This window comes from Rhizobium sp. SU303 (assembly GCF_021052345.1).
GTDB classification, from domain to species: Bacteria; Pseudomonadota; Alphaproteobacteria; order Rhizobiales; family Rhizobiaceae; genus Rhizobium; species Rhizobium laguerreae.
The window spans coordinates 2,825,653-2,845,803 of the sequence record NZ_CP088095.1; the positions used below are offsets into that span (position 1 = coordinate 2,825,653).

19 protein-coding genes are annotated in these 20,151 nt (G+C 58.7%); 10 read left to right on the plus strand and 9 right to left on the minus strand.

Features of this window, described 5'->3' with window-relative positions; genetic code table 11:
- Nucleotides 1-64: 64 nt before the first annotated feature.
- The 7 genes from RlegSU303_RS14205 (at nt 65) to RlegSU303_RS14235 (ending at nt 6,611) form a co-directional block, all read left to right on the plus strand.
- Nucleotides 65-574 carry a hypothetical protein gene (locus RlegSU303_RS14205; RefSeq protein WP_027668883.1) on the plus strand — a complete coding sequence of 170 codons (510 nt, stop codon included), beginning with the start codon at nt 65-67 and terminating at the stop codon, nt 572-574.
- A complete protein-coding gene (locus RlegSU303_RS14210) occupies nt 571-1,743 on the plus strand; it encodes a class I SAM-dependent methyltransferase (protein WP_017961070.1) in 1,173 nt (390 codons plus the stop codon). The genes RlegSU303_RS14205 and RlegSU303_RS14210 overlap by 4 nt, the downstream gene beginning before the upstream one ends.
- Entirely contained in the window at nt 1,743-4,103 is a 2,361-nt protein-coding gene (locus RlegSU303_RS14215) for a SpoIIE family protein phosphatase (RefSeq protein ID WP_032992153.1), read from the plus strand. Before RlegSU303_RS14210 ends, RlegSU303_RS14215 begins: the two co-directional genes overlap by 1 nt.
- 3 nt (nt 4,104-4,106) lie before the next feature.
- Nucleotides 4,107-4,667 carry a slr1658 superfamily regulator gene (locus RlegSU303_RS14220; RefSeq protein WP_017961072.1) on the plus strand — a complete coding sequence of 187 codons (561 nt, stop codon included), beginning with the start codon at nt 4,107-4,109 and terminating at the stop codon, nt 4,665-4,667.
- Between the two features lie 7 nt (nt 4,668-4,674).
- Complete coding sequence (locus RlegSU303_RS14225) at nt 4,675-5,013, plus strand: slr1659 superfamily regulator (protein WP_017961073.1); 339 nt, start codon at nt 4,675-4,677, stop codon at nt 5,011-5,013.
- A gap of 339 nt (nt 5,014-5,352) precedes the next feature.
- On the plus strand, nt 5,353-5,760 hold the full coding sequence (locus RlegSU303_RS14230) for a lysozyme inhibitor LprI family protein (protein WP_072637953.1): 408 nt from the start codon (nt 5,353-5,355) through the stop codon (nt 5,758-5,760).
- Between the two features lie 212 nt (nt 5,761-5,972).
- Entirely contained in the window at nt 5,973-6,611 is a 639-nt protein-coding gene (locus RlegSU303_RS14235; RefSeq protein WP_131719085.1) for a hypothetical protein, read from the plus strand.
- 353 nt (nt 6,612-6,964) lie between these two features.
- Here RlegSU303_RS14235 and RlegSU303_RS14240 read toward each other — a convergent pair whose 3' ends face one another.
- From RlegSU303_RS14240 to RlegSU303_RS14250, 3 genes are read right to left on the minus strand one after another with little or no spacing between them, the layout of a single operon-like run.
- Nucleotides 6,965-7,669, minus strand: coding sequence for a GIN domain-containing protein (locus tag RlegSU303_RS14240; RefSeq protein ID WP_131644762.1), 705 nt, complete (start codon nt 7,667-7,669; stop codon nt 6,965-6,967).
- A gap of 33 nt (nt 7,670-7,702) precedes the next feature.
- Nucleotides 7,703-8,272: a DUF1700 domain-containing protein gene (locus RlegSU303_RS14245; RefSeq protein WP_131644763.1), complete on the minus strand. Its 570-nt coding sequence runs from the start codon at nt 8,270-8,272 to the stop codon at nt 7,703-7,705.
- Entirely contained in the window at nt 8,269-8,595 is a 327-nt protein-coding gene (locus RlegSU303_RS14250; protein WP_017961078.1) for a PadR family transcriptional regulator, read from the minus strand. The genes RlegSU303_RS14245 and RlegSU303_RS14250 overlap by 4 nt, the downstream gene beginning before the upstream one ends.
- A gap of 154 nt (nt 8,596-8,749) precedes the next feature.
- Between RlegSU303_RS14250 and RlegSU303_RS14255 the strand changes: the two genes are divergently transcribed.
- Nucleotides 8,750-9,730 (plus strand): alpha/beta hydrolase family protein, encoded by a 981-nt coding sequence (locus RlegSU303_RS14255; protein ID WP_131719086.1) that lies wholly within the window; start codon nt 8,750-8,752, stop codon nt 9,728-9,730.
- A 116-nt stretch (nt 9,731-9,846) separates the two neighbouring features.
- Here the strand turns inward: RlegSU303_RS14255 and RlegSU303_RS14260 are convergent, their stop codons facing one another.
- Nucleotides 9,847-10,833, minus strand: a complete 987-nt coding sequence (locus RlegSU303_RS14260) for an MBL fold metallo-hydrolase (RefSeq protein ID WP_131644764.1) — start codon at nt 10,831-10,833, stop codon at nt 9,847-9,849.
- Between the two features lie 48 nt (nt 10,834-10,881).
- Between RlegSU303_RS14260 and RlegSU303_RS14265 the strand changes: the two genes are divergently transcribed.
- On the plus strand, nt 10,882-11,862 hold the full coding sequence (locus RlegSU303_RS14265; protein WP_131719087.1) for a LysR family transcriptional regulator: 981 nt from the start codon (nt 10,882-10,884) through the stop codon (nt 11,860-11,862).
- Between the two features lie 210 nt (nt 11,863-12,072).
- Here the strand turns inward: RlegSU303_RS14265 and RlegSU303_RS14270 are convergent, their stop codons facing one another.
- The 5 genes from RlegSU303_RS14270 to RlegSU303_RS14290 all read right to left on the minus strand — a co-directional run bounded on the left by RlegSU303_RS14270 (nt 12,073) and on the right by RlegSU303_RS14290 (nt 18,644).
- The gene (locus RlegSU303_RS14270; protein ID WP_131644766.1) at nt 12,073-14,205 is read right to left on the minus strand and encodes a beta-galactosidase; all 2,133 of its coding nucleotides are present in this window, start codon (nt 14,203-14,205) and stop codon (nt 12,073-12,075) included.
- A 17-nt stretch (nt 14,206-14,222) separates the two neighbouring features.
- Entirely contained in the window at nt 14,223-15,368 is a 1,146-nt protein-coding gene (locus RlegSU303_RS14275) for an ABC transporter ATP-binding protein (protein ID WP_131644767.1), read from the minus strand.
- A 58-nt stretch (nt 15,369-15,426) separates the two neighbouring features.
- On the minus strand, nt 15,427-16,278 hold the full coding sequence (locus tag RlegSU303_RS14280) for a carbohydrate ABC transporter permease (RefSeq protein WP_017961084.1): 852 nt from the start codon (nt 16,276-16,278) through the stop codon (nt 15,427-15,429).
- Nucleotides 16,278-17,162 carry a carbohydrate ABC transporter permease gene (locus tag RlegSU303_RS14285; RefSeq protein WP_017961085.1) on the minus strand — a complete coding sequence of 295 codons (885 nt, stop codon included), beginning with the start codon at nt 17,160-17,162 and terminating at the stop codon, nt 16,278-16,280. Before RlegSU303_RS14285 ends, RlegSU303_RS14280 begins: the two co-directional genes overlap by 1 nt.
- Before the next feature lie 207 nt (nt 17,163-17,369).
- Nucleotides 17,370-18,644 carry an ABC transporter substrate-binding protein gene (locus tag RlegSU303_RS14290; RefSeq protein WP_131620360.1) on the minus strand — a complete coding sequence of 425 codons (1,275 nt, stop codon included), beginning with the start codon at nt 18,642-18,644 and terminating at the stop codon, nt 17,370-17,372.
- Between the two features lie 197 nt (nt 18,645-18,841).
- Between RlegSU303_RS14290 and RlegSU303_RS14295 the strand changes: the two genes are divergently transcribed.
- Entirely contained in the window at nt 18,842-20,059 is a 1,218-nt protein-coding gene (locus RlegSU303_RS14295) for an ROK family protein (RefSeq protein ID WP_131620359.1), read from the plus strand.
- Nucleotides 20,060-20,151: the final 92 nt, after the last annotated feature.

The following is a 20,151-nucleotide window of genomic DNA, read 5'->3' on the forward strand; positions in this document are numbered from 1 at the left end:
TTCGCCGTGCCTTTAGAGATCGCAGCATCAACCTGACGCCCCAGGTAAAAGAAGGGAGGGTGTATTGGAACAGGAAGCAGCTAGCTTCGATGACCATGCATTTGCGCCGATGGTATCGCTGGAACTGAACGTTGCGATGTTCAAGTCCCGATGGCAGTTTTGCGACAAGATTACGGAATATCTCTCAGACATTCTCGGCCAAGGACACAGCGATCCCGCTCGATATTCCAATTTTCTTTCCGTCGCGACGAACGAGCTCATCGAACTTGCTTTCCGTTCGACGAGCGAGCTGGGAAGGATCAGTTTCAGTCTCTACCGGAATGCGACATTCAATCGGCTGAGAATTACGTTTCCGTGCGAGGAAGCATCTAGCCGAGAGCACACGAGTGCGAGAGCAAGCGAACACCAGCCTGTCCGCCGCGCCGGCTCTGGGTACGTGGTGATGAAATCCGACGGGACGGTTTTACTTAGTGATTTGGCAGCAATATTCCGCGCCACGATCCGAATTGAGAAAGACGGCAGACAAGGGATTCAAATCATTGCGGATTTCCCCTCGACCGAGGACTTCCAATGAGCCTGCTTCCCCTACCCTTCACTGTTCATTTTGATCCGACAAATCAGGAGCTGTTGCTGTCTGGCAAGATGCGGCCTGAAAGCGCCGCTGAAATTGCCGATACCCTCAAGCTGGTGCAGCAAAGTTTGGAAAAATATAGCGGGGTCGTTTACGTCAATGTCAAACGTCTGACGCACATCAACATGACTGCCTTCGCGGCCCTGGCCGATATACTCGCGGCAAGTTGCCGGATCAGACCGGAACGGAAGATCGTCATCATTACGTCGAGCGTGGTGGCATGGTCGACGTCGTTATTCCAAACGCTGGCGGCATCACAACCAAGCCTGTCGGTTGAAGTCTACGATTCGGCATTTTATCCGGGCCAGAGCTTTGTCGAGGATGAGACTTTCATTCCCATTCTGCGTACCCAGACGAAAATGACATGGAGGCACGAACGCGAACTGTTGCCTCGCCACGGCCTGCGCAGCGGTCTTGTCATCGCAGATATCTGTTGCGGAATTGGTGATTTCGCCGCCCTGGTTCAACGGGAATTTAAACCGGCACGCCTTGTTGCGCTGGATCATTCCGTGCGCAGCCTCGAATATGCTCGCAGGGTCGCTGCCGATTTCGATCTGCAGGGAATCGAGTACACGTATGGTGACGCGTCGCAAATGCTGCTGCGAGACAATCAATTCGACTTTGTCACCTGCCGACATTCACTGCAGATTTTCAACCGTCCCGAGATGCTGCTCAGGGAGCTTTACCGCATCTGTAAACCTGGCGGCCGCGTCTACATCACGAACGAAAAAAATTCGCATTGTCTGGGCGAGCCACATGCTGAATCCATAAAATGGACTTACGAGGAAGTCGCCAAACTGTTCAAGCACTTCGACATGGATGTCGAGATGGGGCCGAAAAGCCGCCATCTCCTCACCGACGCGGGTTTCGATAGCATCAAGGTCGATTGCTTTGTGGTCACGAACCTTGACGGGGATCCCCAAGACTTCGCAGACATCATCGAAGCTTGGGAAAATGTCTACGCGGGTGAGATGGCCGTTCGGCGGGGTGACTCATCGGATTTCATTCGCAGGTTCCGGCAGGGATTCAAAGATCATGTCTTTGCTGCTCTTCACCCCAAGGGTTATGCAGGCTGGCCGATCTGGGCAGCTTCCGGCCGAAAGCCACTGTGATGGACAGAAGCTCATCGAAAAGACCGGCAAGACTAGGTTCATTTCGGGCAAAGTTCATCTTGGTTGTCGGTGGAGCTGTCCTCTTTGATCTGCTGGTCAGCGGCGGACTAGCACTTTGGAATGTTCAGAGGCTGTCGCGCGACGCCACCCTCGAAGTCGGACAGGGTCTGGAAGCAGCAAGCCAGGAATACATCCGCACATATGCCGATTCCACCGCAGCCCAGGTGAGTTTGCTCCTGCGGCAGGTTCATAGCGACGTCGGCACCTTGGCAGGTGTGCTCCAGGCGCAAATCGACGATCCCGAGCGTAATTCCGATGTCGGCGCGGCGATCGCGCGCACATCGCCTGGCAGCGTCAGCCTTGTTTACGACGAGAAGGGAAAATGGTCTCAGAACCTGCCCGGCTCCGCTTCGGTTGTGAGCGTCTGGGGTTACTTGCTCGGACCTGACCATCGGCCGAAACCCGACATCCAGCGCGATCTAGAGACGAGCGCGGTTCTCGACATCGTTGCGCCGAGCCTGCTGCAGCACGGCGCTTCCAAGCTGCAGATGTACTACATCGGACCGAAAGAACGGCCAATCTTCAGGACGGCGCCCTACACCGACCAGGCTCAGACCTTCGATCGCCTTTATTCGGGGCACAACGAAGCCGATTTCTGGGACTTCTTTTTCCCCGGGCTTTACGAGTCCTGGCAGAGCTGGGCCAAGGACGCGAAAACGCGGCCGGTCGCCGACGATATCACGCAGACCGCTCCATATACCGATGCCATTACCGGAAAGCTGATCGTCAGTTTCTTTCATCCATTGTGGACAGCCGACCGGCAGGATGTCGCCGGGACGGCTGGCGCGGACATCACACTCGACCAGCTCGCGCAGATTGTTGAGAATGTGAAAGTGGCCCAGTCCGGCTTTGGATTTCTCGCAATGTCCGACGGAAACGTTGTGGCGATCAACAGCACAGGAGAAAAAACCCTCGGTCTGCGTTCTGCGAGCGATGCGAGCGGAGCCGGCGCCTTGACCGGCCTGGAGCGCTCCCTGAAGGGAAGCTCCCAGCCTGCCATCGCCAAACTGGCTCTTGACCGAGAACAGGGCATTCAGCACCTGCTGTTGCAGCAGGACGGCAACGAGGTCCCCTATATCGCTATCGTCAAGAAACTGCCGGCGACCAATCTCTGGGTCAGTGGCCCGGCTCGGCAAGAGGCGATGTTGCTGGGGGTGGTTGTGCCTGAACGAGAAATCCAGGCCTCCCTCTATGCGGCCCAAGCCAAAATTTCGGAAGCTACCAACCGGATTGTGCTCTACCAAATCCTGGCGATCCTAATGTCACTGCTTGTTGTGGCTATAGCAGTAATTGCGGCTTCGAAACGAATAACGAGCGGAATCAGTGCACTTGCAGATGCCGCCAAACGGATTCAGGCGAAAGATTATTCGGTCAGGGTGGCCATAACAAGCAAAGATGAGGTCGGCGAGGCTGGTGAAGCATTCAATCGGATGGCCGAACAGATCAGCTATCACACGGAAAATCTCGAGCAGCTTGTCGAAGAGCGAACAGCTCAAATCGAAGATGCAAAGGAAGAGATTTCGACCCTGAACGCACAGCTCCAGCGAGAAAATCGACGTCTCGGAACGGAACTCGCCGTCGCCGAGAGGATCCAGCTCATGGTTCTTCCGCTGCACCAGGAGCTTGAGGAATTTCAGGCCCTTGAGATCGCGGCCTATATGAGACCTGCAGAAGAAGTCGGCGGCGACTATTACGACGTATTGAAGAGCGGAAATCGGTTGAAGATTGGCATCGGCGACGTCACCGGACACGGGCTCGAAAGCGGCGTGCTGATGTTGATGGTTCAGTCCGTCGCCCGCGCCCTGCAGGAAGCAGGAAATACCGACGCAGTCAAATTTCTCACAGACCTGAACAGCGCCCTGTTTAAAAATATAGTGAGGACCAAAATCGATAAGCATCTCACTCTGGCGTTTCTTGACTACGACGGCAAAGAGATGATCCTGTCGGGACAACACGAGGAAGTTGTCGTCGTGCGGGCGAACGGCGAGGTCGAGCGCATAGACACCCTGGATCTGGGTATACCGATCGGGCTGGAAGCCGATATTTCTGCCTTCATTAAAACCCGGGAAATAACCTTCGAGACGGGCGACCTCATACTCCTGCATACGGACGGCGTAACAGAAGCCGAAAACGACGCTGGAGAACTCTTTGGCATCGAACGTCTGTGCCGCGAAGCACTGCGCTTGAAGGACCAGAGCGCTGAGAAAGTCGTCTCCGGAATTGTAGCGACATTAATGCTCTTCATCGGATCGCAGAAGATTTACGACGACATCACGCTTCTCGCAGTGCGACATAGGTGAGACATGACGCCAACGGTATATGGTATCGAATCTCTGGCGGGCATAAGCTTGGATTCAAGCACGCGTCTCACGTTAAGCGACGGACCGCTTCAGCTTGGATGGAAGCACTCAGGAATGACTTCCGATTTTATAGCGGAAGTCATGGCTCTGCGGTATTCACGTTCGAGAAAAGACTATGTGCAGGCGCATCATGACATCGGATATCTCAGCAATGAGCTGATCGAAAATGCCGTCAAGTTTCGACAGCCTGGGGAGATCCTCATTGAAGCCGGCATATTCGACGGTACTTTTTTAATAAGGGTGAAGAACACGATCGATGGCGTGACATCTTCTCGCTTTCAGCAACTGCTGCATCGCCTTCAATCGAGGGACCCCGGGGAACTTCTTCTTGAGCAAATCGAAACCAATGCCATATCGGCAGAAAGCGGTTCGGGCTTGGGATTGCTGACCCTTCTGAGCGATTACGATGCAAAAATGGCATGGGCATTCGAAGGGAACGATAACCAGCGTATCATACTGACGACGACTGCAGCCGTGGCGATGCCGCCCTCCTCCAATCTGTGAGCGAAGAATGGAAATCAGCGACGAAAACTTCCGCGTATGGGCTGAGAAAAACGAGGTCTATTTCGATGGCGTATTCCGGCTGGCGGGACCGGACGCCTATGCGCCCATTTACTCGTTGATATCAGGATTGCTCCATGAGGGGCACAAACAGGTGACATTCAACCTGACGGGTCTCGAGTTCCTCAACTCCTCTGGCATAAATCTCCTGGCCAAGCTGACGATTGAAGCCAGAAAGATGGGCGACCTCCTGCTCGTCGTCAAAGGCACCAGCCAATATCCTTGGCAAGCGAAATCGCTGCCGAATCTCAAGAAGTTACACCCGCTTGTCGATTTGCGCCTGGCGTGACTCTCTATTGAATGCCATTTGACGCTCTCGCAAAACCCAGCGAGGCGTCCTGCATCAAGTCGACATGTTTTCGATAACAGGCCCGCGGCTCCCGGATCGGCGAGCTGTTTCCAGTTATGCCAAGGTATGGCCGAGATAGCTTACCGAAAATGGACTGCCAGCCTGGAATGTATCGTGCTCGCTCAGCAAGGCGTACCCAAGGTAATGAAACCGTCACCAACCCATGGAAAATGAATGGTGAGATGACGTCGGCTTGATGGCAGGGAGCAGAAATGGGGTTAATACCGGCAACGGGGCATGCGGTGTTTGGATATCCATTCAATCGGAAAGAGGTCCATTATGAGAGCTTTGTTGCTGTCCGTCACTTTGGTCCTGACGACGTCAACGTTCGCATTTGCAGATGATAACTGCGGCGATAAGACAAATCAGTCAGACATGAACATCTGCGCTGCTGAATCCCTGAAGAAGTCGGATGCGGAGATGAACAAGGTCTACAAGGAGATCGAAGGTCGGCTGAAGGATGATGCCGACACCACCAAGCTTCTCGTAGCGACCCAGAAGGCATGGATTGCATTCCGTGATGCCGAGTGCAATTTCCAAAGCTCGACCGTCCAGGGTGGCACCGCCTATCCGTTCGTCAACAGTTCGTGCCACGACGGCCTGACTCAAAGCCGCACGGAAGCGCTCAAGGTTTACCTGAAGTGCAATGACGGGGACCTGGACTGCCCGGTCCCGGGAGCAAATTAAACATCCGAAATCTCGAAGTTACGCCTCGGCTCCTCGGTCTCCCGGCTTCCCGTCCCGACCAGGAATCGTTAAGTATACGAAGCCGTCTAAGACCATTGCCGGGGCCGACATCGGACCTCGGTCCGATGTGCAACGCGCGATCACCGTCTAACCTCTCGTATCTGTTCAAGCCGTGCATCTGCACCGCGCTTGACCCGACTTGGAGGAAAACAATGCGGATAGCAACCCTAGCGTCCTTGGCCGCGCTTTCGCTGGCTCTTGCAGCAAGCCCGGCAACGATTGCCGGAATGGACATGACCGCACAAGCAAAGAGCGGTGGAAACGGTGGCGGCAACGGTGGGGGCAATGGCGGCGGTCACGGCGGCAGTGGAAACAGCGGCAACCATGGCAGCAGCAGCCAAGGTAGCGGTTCAACCCATGGCAAATCGCAAGGCGCGAAAGGCAAGTCCACTGAGGCGGTAAGCAAGTCCAAGTCCGACAAGGCGGACGAGAAAAAAGTCAGCACCAAAGAAAAGAACCTGTCGGCGCAACTTGCGGGCCTGAACTCCTTGAAGCGAAACTACAAGGCGTTGATGCATACGTCGGACCCGCGCATGACCGCCATCGCCGCCTATGCCATGGCTTATGCCCAGTATGAGCTCGACAACGGAATCGAGCCTGCGGCCGATGACCCTCTGTTGGGGGATGAGGCGCTGGAGGACGCATTGGCTTCCGCAACGAAAACCGGTCAAGTCAGTCCCGCGGTTCTGAGCCAGGCCAAAACCATTCTCGGGGTTGGCGACGCAAACGGGAAGATCGATCAAATTCGCACCTCGCTGGAGAACGCCGCGCCGGCGACATCAGACGAATAGCCACGAATTCAGGTGCGAGCAGTGTGGAGCTGATCAGTATAGCTCCGCACTAAATTAAGAGAGCATTTCCGTTTTGTTTGAGTACGGAAATGCTTTTTTTTGCATATTTTCCAACGCAAACCGCTGCGCAGCGAGCGAGGCCCGATTAGGGGCCCCGCTATAGGTCGCTGTTCTTTGGAACCATCGGCACGCTTGTCGACTGGACGCGGTCCTGGTTGAACTTGTAAGCGGTGTGCCACTTGCACCTGAACAAAGAATCCTGAATTCGGTGTGGAGGACCAGCAGCCTTGCTAGGCATGGCAACTAGGCGCCATTTGCTGACATTGACGCGTCGAGCCGGATGACGTCCTTGTTCACGGTATCTGCACGATGCGGCCATTACCCTTGATCTCTGCACGCCGCATCGCCGGATGCCCCGACAACTCGACATTGCCGCTCCCGGAAATCGAAACATCCGCATCTACCTTTGCGGTCACCTTTGCATCGCCGCTCCCACGGATTTTCACCGTCGCCGACTGCGCAGTCAGGCCTTCAAACCGGGCTTCGCCAGAGCCGGAAATGCTGAGATTAACTGCGTCTGCAATTCCGGTCGCGGAGGAATTTCCGCTGCCCTTGATGTTCACCTGAAGCTCCGGCTGGTTGATCTGCGACAGAGTCAGGTCGCTATTGCCGAGCAAATCCCATCTGGTGATGGCTGGCCCCGATAGCTTGACATCGAGCTGCGACGCAGACCAGCCAGGCGCGCAATCCAGGCCCAGTCGGCCGGATTCGATGCGCAGGTGACTGAGCAGCGCTGAGTCTCCGCTGACGACAACCTCTGCCTTTTCCCCCGGCCGGTAGTGTATGGAGCCGGGCAAGTCGATCACCAGCCTGTCGCCCGCAATAAAAGGCAGCGTAATTTGCTGCTGCGTGCCGCTCGCAGTCTCGCACGTCGATCCCCCGTTCCATAAATATGCTGCGCTGGCCCAGCCAGATCCGGAAAGAACGGTTCCGAGCGTCAGAAAGGCGGCAGCACCGATCAGTCCACCTGCCGCGATGAATGCCAGTGTGCGGGTCATGTCTCGTCCCTTCGATAACTTTGGTTGAAATTCTCAGTTGCCGAGCCGATCCGGCCGGACCAGACGGAAATGCAATCGCGCATACTGGCCGAGTACGCGGATACCGACCCCCAGCCCCATTAGAAGCAAAGCGCCGCCTCCGAGGAAGCCGCTCACAAGTCCAGCGCCGATACAAAGGCGGGCCAGCAGAGCCATCAACGCGTCACCTGGGTTAAGCAAAGCCGTGACAATGACATTCAATCCGGCTGCTGCAATCGCCAACAGTCCAGCAACAAACCCCACCGCCAGTAGAATTGCCAGTAAGAACAACGGCAGCAGGAGAAGGAGATCGACAATAGCCAGTCCGGCCAGTGCCATCGCCGCAGCGATAAGGTTCGAGAGGCTCCAATGCTTTTCGAAACGCCTCAGTCCGATGTCGGCCAGCAGTTCCCGCGCGATCCTGGCAGGCTCACCGAGTGCCGAGACCACCTCCGCCTCGCTGCGTCCCCGGCTCTCGGATTCGGCAAAATGGGCCGAATAGTCGGACATGATTTCTTCGATCTCTTCGCGTGGAAGACCGCGAAGCCCAAGCCGCAGCGTGTTCAGAAAGGCATCCCTGGTCATGATAAATCCTCAAGAAGTTTATCGACGGCCGCCGTAAAGGAGCGCCAGTCGCTGCGATGCGCCTCGAAAGCGGTCTCACCGAGCGGCGTGAGCCGATAGTATTTACGGGGCGGCCCGCTGCTGGATTCGACAAGTCGGGTGGCCACAAGGCCATCATTCTGCATGCGGCGCATCAGGGGATAGATAGTCCCTTCACCCATACCGACAGCCGCGACCAAGGTGCTGGCGATTTCATAACCATAGCTCTCACCCCGTGACAGCACGGCGAGGACGCACAGATCGAGCGCGCCTTTTCTCAGTTGGATTTGGATTGAGTCAACCATGTCATTTCCAGTATTTACAGGCTGTTTATAACACGCTACCTGTTATTGCAAGGTAGTAGCGAAAACCAACGTCGCCGAATTTCTCGTTCTCGACACGAGCCGCGCGGTGAAAGGCCGGGCCGCCGCATAATTCTCTCGGATCGGAGCAATCACCATGACACGCATATGCTTGGCCCTCGCGGCCGCTTTTTGTCTCACTATGTCGACTGCGCAGGCGGCAGGCCTGAAATACCTTCACATCCCGGGCGGGCGGGATGGTCCGGCAATCGACGCGGTGATGTGGTCGCCTTGCATCAAAGCGCCTGAAGAAATGCAGATCAGAGCGCTCACGATTCCAGCGGTTCCGGATTGCCCGATTGCTGGAGAAAGGTTGCCGCTCGTGATCATCTCGCACGGCTATGGCGGCTGGTATCTTGGCCATCATGACACGGCCGAGGCCCTGGCCGATTCCGGCTTTGTCGTGGTCGCTATCAATCATCCATACGCAAACCACGCCGATATGAGCCGCGGGAATGGCTTGAGCGCCCTGATCGGACGACCCGTCGATATCAAACGAACCATTGATTTCATACTCACCGACTTCCCGGATTCCGCCAAGATCGACCCGCAAAGGATCGGCTTCTATGGCTTCTCTCAGGGCGGCTATACTGGTCTTGTTCTTGCTGGGGCCAGTCCAGATTTCAGCAAGTTGCCGCCGCGTTGCGCCGACCCGAAAGCAGTCGGCTGCCCGCAGGCCAATCAAACCCGCCCTCCGCAACAGCCTCCGTTGCCCCAGACGCTAACGCATGATTCCCGCATCAGGGCGATGGTGGTCGCAGACCCCCTCAGCATCGTCTTTCAGACTAGAGATAGCGTGAGGGACGTCACGATTCCGCTTCAGCTATGGGGATCGGAGCTGGGAGGGGGTGGCGGCGCATCGCCGGAAAATGTGGCGACACTTGCGCGTGTATTGCCGGAAAAGCCTGACTTCCGAATCGTCCCCAACGCCGTCCATCTGTCATTTTTGACGATGTGCCCTAAAACCCAACTGTCTTCGGAAGTGTGTATCGATGCTCCGGGCTTCGACCGTGCCGCTTTCCACAGGGAGTTCAATGCTGAAGTGGTCGCGTTCTTCCAGCGAAATCTAGGGGAGTGAACTGCCTTGCGATACGAATGGCCTAGTTTTGACGGCAGTCAGCCCCATCGCACCCAAAAAGCGCCGCCGACCGATTGTCGTTCGGGTCATGAGAACACCTCCAGGTCGATATCTGATTAGAACTGCCAGCCCGCCGGGACCCAGGCGTAACCCATGTCGGTCTTGAGCATTCGTCCGAGCCCCGGGAAAGGGTAATGAAACCCGAGAACAAGGAGCTTATCGGTCGCGGCCATATCGAATATGCGGCGGCGCGACGCGAGCGCGGTATCCTTGTCTCGGTCAGGTCCGGGTCGCCATGGATGGTCGATGTTGACGACCGGGTGATAGGCAAGGTCCGCAGTGAGGAGCAGTTGGTGGTTTCCTGAGTGGACCAGGAATGTTGCCATGCCAGGCGTATGTCCAGGCGCAGCGATCGTGGTGAGGCCCGGCACGATTTCCGCACCTGCTTCGTAGAGCTCGATGTCCTTTGCGATCGGCTCGACACTCCGTTTGATCGCTGCTGCAAACCGATCACGAAAGTCCCTTGGTACCGGCATGTAGGAGAGATCGGGATTGTTGCGCACAAAAAAATCCCAGTCTGCCCGGGGTGCGTAGACGGTGGCATTGGGAAACGCTTTTTTGCCTTCGGAAGTGCTGAGATTGCCGACGTGATCAGGATGCGTGTGGGACACCACGATCGTGTCGATATCGCCTGCATCGAGACCGATGGCGGCGAGATTGTCGAACACACGCCCCGCATTCGGTCCCATCGTGGCCCCGGCTCCCGCCTCAAGCAATATCCGCCTGTCGCCGACCTCCAGCAGCAGCGTGTTGAGTTGAAGGGTCATGTGATCGGTAGGAAGGAAAGCGCGACGAAGGACCTCCTGCAGCTCGGCCTCTGGAGCATCGTTGGCATAGACCGTCGGTGGGCCGCCGATCACGCCATCGCTCAAAACTGTCGCTTTGATCTGCCCGACCCGAAATCGATAATATCCAACATTACGGGCGTCCGGGCTCTGCACCTGCGCATTGCCTGATCTGGCTGAACCTCCGAGCAGCAGAGCGGCCGTTCCAGCAACCGCTGAAACCATGACCGTTCGCCGGTTCAATGTGAGTCGATCCATTGCTTTTCCTTTCAGTCGACAATCCGCATGTGCGGTTGAGGTATTTAGATGACCTCAAATCACTGCGCTGATAAGACGAGCAAATCTACGCAGCTTGATAAGGTAAACTTCGCAATGGATCAGCTTCGTTTGGATAGCCTGGATGTTTTTGCGGCGATCGTCAGGTGCGGCGGATTCAGGGCCGCTGCCCTGGAGCGAGGCGTTTCATCATCGGCACTCAGCCAGACAATCAACGCTTTGGAAGAGGCGCTCGGCATCCGCCTGCTCAACAGGACAACAAGAAGCGTTTCGCCGACGGAGGCGGGACAACGTCTCCTGCTGCGCCTCGGTCCAGCTTTGACGGACATCCGTCTCGCAGTCGATGACCTTAACCAGTTAAAGGAAAACCCGTCCGGCACCCTTCGTATCAATGCGCCAGGCCCCGCAATCGATCACCTGCTCTGTCCGGCAATGTTCGCCTTTATGGACACATACCCGGACATCAAGGTCGAGCTCATCAGCGACGCAGCCGTCATCGACATCGTCGAGCAAGGCTTTGACGCGGGCGTTCGGTTCGGAAAACAACTGGCACAAGATATGATCGCAGTACCGCTGGGACCATCGCTTCGATACGCGATCGTGGCGTCGCCGGATTATATTGCAAAGCATGGCCTGCCTCTGACCCCCAATGATCTCGCCGGCCACAACTGCATTCGACGACGATTTCCCGGCGGCACGCTGGTATCCTGGAAATTTGAAAAGGGCGGAGACGCTCTCGAAGTCTTGCCGGAGGGACGATTGACGGTGAGTTCGGCACACAACGAATTGCAGTCCGCTGTCGCCGGATGCGGATTGGCCCATGTCTTCGAGGACTACGCCACACCCGACCTGACGAACGGCCGGTTGACGGAGGTTCTGAAGGATTGGAGTCCTCTTTTGCCAAGCTGGTATCTCTATTACCCGAGCAAAAGACACTCCAGTGCCGCCATGCGAGAGCTGGTGAGCTTCTTGCGGTCCTACGATTGGAAGCTGTCCCGGATGCCGGCTTAATTGAACGGTCATGACCTACGCCTGACTCGCTTCTCGACCTGAAAGGACGTGATCGGCGCCTCTGCGCTATGAATGAGTCCCTCCGGGGACCGACCGGAGCATCGACAATGGCACCCGTCGGCGCCCGTGATATGGATCCTCGGCTCAAGGCCGAGGACGACGGAGAATGCAGCAGCAGCCCTCGCCACGCTTTCGCCTGGCGAGTGCAACTCACCCCGCGAGCTCGATGATCGCGCAGCCGTAGCCTTCGAGATCGAGCCTGCCGGCAACGGGCTTTTCGTCATCGAGGAGATCGCGGCCAGCGGGAACGCCGCCGATGGCGGCCGGCTGGTCGGTGTAGTTCTGGATGAACAACAGCCGGCGGTCGTCATTCATCCGCATGGTCACCTCGACGCCCTCAGGAAGGTCGCCGAGCAGCGGCTCGATGCCGACGGGTGCAAACAGCCGCTCGGCAAGAGCTGCCGTCAGATCCGGGGTGAGATAGGTGCCGACATAGACCACCTGCCCCTTGCCGAGCTTGCGCGACGTCGCCATCGGCTGGCCCTCGGCATAGCGGTTGGACCAGGCCGCAACCACTTCGACATCGCTTGCGATTGCCAGGTTTTCATAGAAATAGCCGGCAGCCAGTTCGCGGTTGCCGATCTTGAAGCGGCGTTCGCGCCGGTGCGATTCGGCCGGCTTGTTCGGCGGAATGACAAGCCCGCCCGAACGTTCCATCACATCAAAAAGCCCGTTGGCGCCGGGGGCGGCGAGACGGCCGAAATCCTCGACACGCACGCCTGTGAGCTGCGACAGCGAGGTGCCGGGCGCGGTCTCGCGGATGACGTGGTTGTCTTCGTTGCGCGTGCCGGTGCGCGCGCCGATGACGACGGTGCCGCCCTGCTCGGCGAAGGATTTCAGCCTCTCGGTCCATTCGTCCTTCCACATCACCCAATGGGGCACATAGAGCAGCTTCAGCTTGGAAAGATCGTCCTCAGGATGAATGAAACCGCAGGCAATGCCGCGGTCGTAGCAATACTGGTGCAGCAGGATCGCATCGTCCTGCGGGCTCGGCAGGCCGATCGGATAGGTCTTGTGCGCTTCCTGATTGTCGAAATCGGAGCCGGCGATGCCGACATCCATGCGCACATAGGTGCCGAGAATCTTGTCCTTCAGCGCCGTCATTTCGGTCGCGAAGCGCTTGGCCTCCTCATAGCGGTGGCGGCCAATATCGTCATGATCGATGATGCCCATCCAGTAGATCTCGGCGCCGAAATGGGCGGGCCGCCAGCGGAAGAACATCAGGCCGTCGGCGCCATGGGCAACCGAAGAAAGCGCCATGCGGCGCAGCTCCCCCGGCTCCGGCGTCAGCGTGCAGAAGCCCGGCTGGCTGCCGAAGCCCGACTGCTGCTCAGGTACGATGTAGTTGCCGGAGAAGCCGCGACAGATATCGAGGTGCAGCGCCTGGACCTTGGCGTGGTTTCCGAGCCGCTGGAACTCGTCATAGAGCATCGGATAGATGTCGTAGCCGACGAAATCGAGATCGGTGGTGAACTGGCCGCGAAAGTCGATATCCCTGAGGCCACCCAGATTGTGGAAAACGAACCAGGAGGGTTTGACGGCGCGCAGGATCTCGACCTGGTCGTGCTGGAAACGCGCCGTCGAGAAGGCGAGGAAGCGGTGATAATCCTGCAGATGGCCGGGGCTCGGGAAGGTCGGGCCGAATTCGATCGGCAGCACCACCTGGTCGAAGCTGTCATAAGCCGTCGCCCAGAAATCGCCGCCCCACGCCGTGTTGAGCTTGCCGATCTCGCCGTATTTGCTCGCGAGGAAGGCCTGGAATTCGGTGAGCGTTGCCGTCGAAAAGCTCTCCGGCATGCTGGTGTTCAACTCGTTGTCGGTCTGCCAGCCGACGACAAAAGGATTGTCGCGATAATGCTCGGCCATCGCTCTGGTGATGCGCCGGCTGTGTTCGCGAAAGACCGGGCTTGCCGTGTCGCAATGCTGGCGCGAACCATGGCTCATCGGCCGGCCCTTGCCGTCGACCCTTAAGATCTCTGGATGCGCCACGGTCAGCCAGCGCGGCGGCGTTGCCGTCGGCGTGCACATGATCGTGTCGATGCCGTAGCGCCCGAGCATGGCGATGGCACGGTCGAACAGGTCGAAATCGAAGGTGCCGAGCCTCGGCTCTAGAATATGCCAGGCGAATTCGGCCATTCTGACCACGTTGAAGCCGGCTTTCGCCATGCGCTCGGCGTCGCGCTCCCAGTAGCTTTCATCGACGTGCTCGGGATAATGCGGGGCGCCGACGAGGAAGCGGTCGGTCTTGACGGGGTTCCATACGGAGAGAGTCTTGTCGGACACGGTGATGTTTCCTGTGATTATCTGTCGAGGGTCGTCTTGCGGGCGCTGATCGTGCGTCCGCCATCGGGTGAGAAGAGATAAAGTTCGTTGGCGTCGAGCTTCAGCGCCACGCTCTGGTCGGCGGCAAAAGGCGCGACGTAGCTCAGCTGCACCGTGATGTTGCCGGTGCCGCTTTCCGAGGCGATGGTCCTGAGATTGCCGGCATCGACATAGAGAATGGTTTCGCGGCCGAGATGCTCGACCAGCCGGACCTGACCGTTGATCGCTCCGCCCTGCGCCCCGTCGGCGACCATCGATATGTTTTCCGGCCTCACACCGAGCGTCAGGCTGGTGCCCTTCGCCAGCACCGTCGCCTCCGCCAGTTCCACCGTCACCGGCACGAGGCCTGGTGCGGAGACCGTGACATTGCGGCCGGACACTTCGTCGAGGGTAACGCCGAGGAAGTTCATCCGCGGGGCACCGAGAAAGCCTGCGACGAAGAGATTGTCTGGGTTGCGGTAGAGTTCGAGCGGCGAGCCGACCTGCTCGATCACCCCCTGGTTCAAGACGACGATGCGGCTTGCCATGGTCATGGCCTCCACCTGGTCGTGGGTGACATAGACCATGGTGGCGCCGAGTTCGGCATGCAGGCTGCTGAGTTCGACGCGCATCTGGGTTCTGAGTGCCGCATCGAGGTTCGACAACGGCTCGTCGAAGAGGAAGACGTCGGGCGAACGGGTGATCGCCCGGCCGATCGCCACGCGCTGCCGCTGCCCGCCGGAGAGCTGCTTCGGCCGTTTCCCCAGCTGATCGGTGATCCTCAGGATCTTGGCTGCGCGCGCCACCGCCGCCTCGATCTCGGCCTTCGGGCGCTTGGCCATGCGCAAGCCGAAGCCCATGTTCTCCGCCACTGTCATATGCGGATAGAGCGCATAGGACTGGAAAACCATAGCAATGCCGCGATCCCCTGGCTCCTGTTTGCTGACGTCGCGGCCGTTGATCAGGATCTGGCCGGAGGAGATCTCCTCCAGGCCGGCGATCGTCTTCAAAAGCGTGGATTTGCCGCAGCCGGAGGGGCCGACCATGACGATGAACTCGCCTTGCGCTACGGAAAGATCGATGCCGCGCAGCGCATGATAGGCGCCGTAATTCTTGTTGATCTGTCGGAGTTCGAGACTGGTCATGCGTCCTGGCTCTCTGCTGTTGAAATCGGAACTTCCAAGGGCTCGTTGTCGAGATCGCTCATCCCTTCACCGCGCCCATCGTCAGACCGGCGATGAAGTGCCGCTGCATCAGGAAGAACATGACGACGGGCGGTACGGCGACGACGATGGTGCCGGCGGAAATCAGGTTCCAGGCCGAGACCCACTCGCCGCGAAGATTGGCAAGGCCGGCAGTCACAGGTTTGACGGAGTCGCTGACGGTCAGCACCACGGCCCAGAAATAATCGTTCCAGATGAAGGTGAAGATCAGGATGGCGAGTGCGGCCAGCGCCGGCCGCACCAGCGGGATCGCCACATGCCATAGCGTCTGGAAGGGAGACGCCCCCTCGGCGCGCGCCGCCTGGAACAGTTCATCGGGCAATGCCGCGATGAAATTGCGCATGAACAACGTCGCAAAGCCGGTCTGGAAGGCCACATGAAAGATGATCAGCGCCGCCGTCGTATCGATCAGGTCGAGCCGGACCATCAGATCGCGCACCGGGATCATCATGATCTGGTGCGGCAGGAAATTGCCGCCGACGAACAGCGCGAAGATCAGCATGTTGCCGGGAAAGCGATAGCGCGACAGCACATAGCCGGCGAGCGTGCTCAGCACCAGCACGCCGATCACCGAGGGAATGGTGATCGTCAGGCTGTTGAGGAAATAGCGGGCCATCGGTGTCTGTGTAAAGACATCAGTATAATTATCGATGACGCCGATGCCGGTCGGCCATCCCCACAGATTGCCGCCCATCACATCCTCGGTCGAGCGGAACGAGGTGAGGATGATCGCAAACAGTGGGCAGAGCCAGAGCAGCAGGACGATGACGACAGCGAGCACGTAGAGGCGGCGCTGCCAGATGGCGGCATCGGGAATGGGACGAGGATACATCAGCCTCCCCTTTCTTCGGTATGGATGATGCGGCTGAGGTACCAGACGATGAAGACGGCCATGATCACGAACAGCACCGAGGCGATCGCCGCGCCGTAACCGAAGCGGTAGGAGAAGATCGACTGTTCGAACATCTGGTAGGCGAGAACCGAGGACGAACCGAAAGGACCGCCGTTCGTCATCACCGACACCATGTCGAAGGACCTGAGCGCCCCGACGACGGTGACGGCAATGGCGATGAAAGTGACCTGGGTCAGCTGCGGCAGCACGATGTGCCACAACATATTCCAGCCCCTCGCCCCGTCGACGCGCCCTGCCCCGATCAGCTCTTCGCTCAAATTGTTGAGGCCGGCGAGATAGAGCACCATGCAGAAGGTGATCTGCGGCCAGAGCGCGGCAATCACGATGGCGAAAGTGACGAAATGCTCGTCGGAGAGAACCGCCGGCGCCGTCGCCCCGAACGCCCTGAAGATCAGCGCGAGCAACCCGAACTCCGGCGTATAGACCCAGGTGAAGACGACGCCGACCGTCACCGAGGCAAGAACCAGCGGAATGAAGAACAGCGACTTCAGGAAGCGCATGCCGCGGATTTTCTGGTTGACCAGCAGCGCGATGGCGAGCCCGAGAGGTGGTGCCGCCATGAACATCGCCAGCCAGATCAGGTTGTTCTTCAGCGACACGTAGAATTGCGGATCGTTGTAAAGCTCGACGTAATTGCCGAAGCCGATCCAGACCATCGGGCCGAAGCCATCCCAGTCGTGCAGGCTGATCCAGAGACTCCTGACGGCCGACAGCAGGATGACCGTGAAGAACAGCACGATCGCGGGCGCGATGAGCAAAGTCGGGGTAAGCCACCAACGCTGGCGGCGCCATAACATCAACATATCAGGAGCCTCATATTATAGTACGGCGCCTTGCCACCCAGGCGAAGAGTAGGCTGCGGGCAAAGCCCTCCAACCTCTCTTTCGTCATGCTCGGGCTTGTCCCGAGCATCTACCCACGTCGATGCGCAGCAGATCCTCGGCACAAGGCCGAGGATGACGTCGAGTGAAGGGCGCAGCCTACCAACAAACTGGGCTGAGACGTCCAGGTCAGATCTTGTAAATCCGCTTGCGCGTGCCTTCGAGGCGCGTCAGGATGGCCTTGCGCCGGTCGGGCTTGGCCATGAACTCCTGGAAGCCGACGAGACCTGCCTGCGCCATGTCGGGGTCGCTGTCACGATCGTAATATTGCGACGTGCCCTGCACCGTCTTCATCGTCTCGACGGCGACATTGACGAGCGGATCCTTGCTCGGCGGCAGATCGTTGCGTGGTGGCACGTTGCCGGCCGGCTCCAGATAGGCCGCCAGATTCTCCGGCTTGTAGAAATAGGCGAGGAATTCGCGTGCGCCCTGCTTGTTCTTGGCCTTGGCGGGAATATGGATCGAATTGACCGAGAATTCCTCGAAGTGGCCGACCTTGGCGTCGAGCACCGGGAAGGTCGCATAGGAGAGCTGCGGCAGATCTTCGGCGGTGAAAGCCGAGCGCAGGAAAGCACCGAGGTTCATCATGCCGGCCTTCTTCTGCGCCAGCAGCGCCGCGGCCTCCTGCCAGCCGAAGGACGTATGGTTCTCCGTGAAGAACCCCTTCGAAATCATAGCCTCCCACTGGTCGAAAACCGGCGTCAACGCGGGATCGAGATAGCTCATCTCGCCGTTCATCAGCGCCATATGCTTGTCGAGGCCGTTGACGCGCAGGTTCATCTGGTCGAACCAGCCGGCCGCCGGCCACAATTCCTTGGTGCCGATCGCCACCGGCGTGATGCCCGCGGCCTTGCACTTGTCGCCATAGGCCATGAACTCTTCGGCTGTCTTCGGCACGGTCAGGCCATGCTGCTCGAACACATCCTTGCGGTAGAACATGCCCCAGAGCGTGCCGCCGGTGGGAAGGCCATATTGCTTGCCCCCGTCGGTGACGGCGCCGGCCGTGGCACCCAGCACGTCCTTGTACTTCTCCTTCTCGAAAAGGTCGGAGATGTCGTCGAACAGGCCGCGCTTGACGAAGGCGCGCATGCGGTTGCCCGAAAACCAGGAGCAAATGTCAGGCGCGCCGGCGACGAGATAGTTGCGAATGGCCGTCTTGTGGGCCTCGTGGTCCATATTGTTGATGACGACGTTGACGCCGGCTTCCTTGCTGAAGCTCGCGGCGATCGCCTTCAGCGCTTCGAGCGCAGCGCCATTGTTTTCGGCCGAGATCATCGTGACCTCTTGGGTCTGCGCGATCGCAGGGATGGGAAAGCTGCAGCTGACCGCTGCGGCGGAAACCATGCCCGCGCCTTTCAGGAAGCTTCTGCGGGTCGTCGACGGAAATTGCTTCGAAAATGCCATTGAATTCCTCCCAGTTGATCGATCAAACACCACCTTCTCGGCACCTCCTCCACGAAGCGCTCGATCAGGTATTCAACGCTGCGATCCACCCGCGATCCCGGCATATAATCCGCCTAGCTCAGTTGATCGGCGGCCAAACTTATGCATAGATCGAACCAGCCTGCAATAATTAATTTACAAAATTAAGGAACTCAATCGTGAAGCTGAAAGGCGACCAGACCACGGCGAGAGCCATGAACCGACGTCTCATCCTCAATCTCCTCCGGCGCGAGGGGCCGAGGAGCCGCGCCGATATCGCCACCGTCATCGGCTTGAGCCCGGCCGCCGTCACCTTCGTCGTCGCCGACCTTTTGGAAGAAGGCATCGTCATCGAAGGGAAGACCGTGCCCGGCCTCACCGGCCGTCGCCCGATCCCGGTGGATATCAACTACGAGCACGCGCTTGCCATCGGCTTCAAACTCATGGTCGATTCGGTGGAGTGCGTGGCAACCGACCTTGCCACCAACCCCGTCGCCGCCATGCGGGTAGGTCTCGACGGCCACGACCCGGATAAGGTCGCCGACTTGCTGGCGAGCACCGTTCCTGAACTGGTGAAGCTCGCCGGCCGGCCCGACGCCAAGCTCGCCGGCATCGGCATCTCCATGCCCGGCGTCATCAACCACGAACAGGCGGCCTGCGTGCGCAGCTACCGATTCAAATGGGACAATGTCCCCCTCGCCTCACTGGTCGCCAGCCGCGTCCATGTGCCGGTCTGGCTGGAAGACGACACCAACGCCTATGCCATTGCCCAGCAGCTCTTCGGGCTCGGCCGCCAGCATCGCAACATGGCCGTTCTGGCCGTCGGCGTCGGCATCAGCTGCGCGCTTGTCGTCGACGGCAAGCTCTACCGCGGCGCCAATGGTGCTGCCGGCAAATTCGGCCACACTCTCTACGAAGAGAACGGCCGGCTCTGCGAATGCGGCAAGCGCGGCTGCCTGATGGCCCATCACTCCGAAGCCTCGATGCTGAGACGCTGGCGGGAAGCGACTGGCCGCGAGCAACTGGGACTGCCGGAACTGACGGCTGCGCTCGCATCAGGTGATGCCGCGGCTCTCGCCCTCGTCGCCGATTCCGGCCGCGGCATCGGCACCGCCCTTGCCAATCTCGTCAACATTACCGATCCCGAAGTCATCGTCGCCGGCGGCGAAGCCGTCTCCCTCGGCGACCCTTTCCTGACGCCACTGCGCGAAGCTCTCGCTGCCCGGACCTTCCGAACCGCCCCGCCCCTCTTGCCTGACTGGGAGGACAATTCCTGGGCCCGAGGTGCCGCCGCGCTGGTGACGCAGAAGATATTCGACTTTGAATCGTCTGGTGGGGTGACGAATATAGCCGGCCTGGCGGGTGTCAGGGTCTCCGGTTCGTCGTCGGCGGCGTGATTCATGCAATGGCGTCGCCCCACGCTCCTCATCAAGTCAGGTCAATCATGGGTAGACATCTCTTTTAGGCCCGCCGTGCCGCTCGCCAAAGT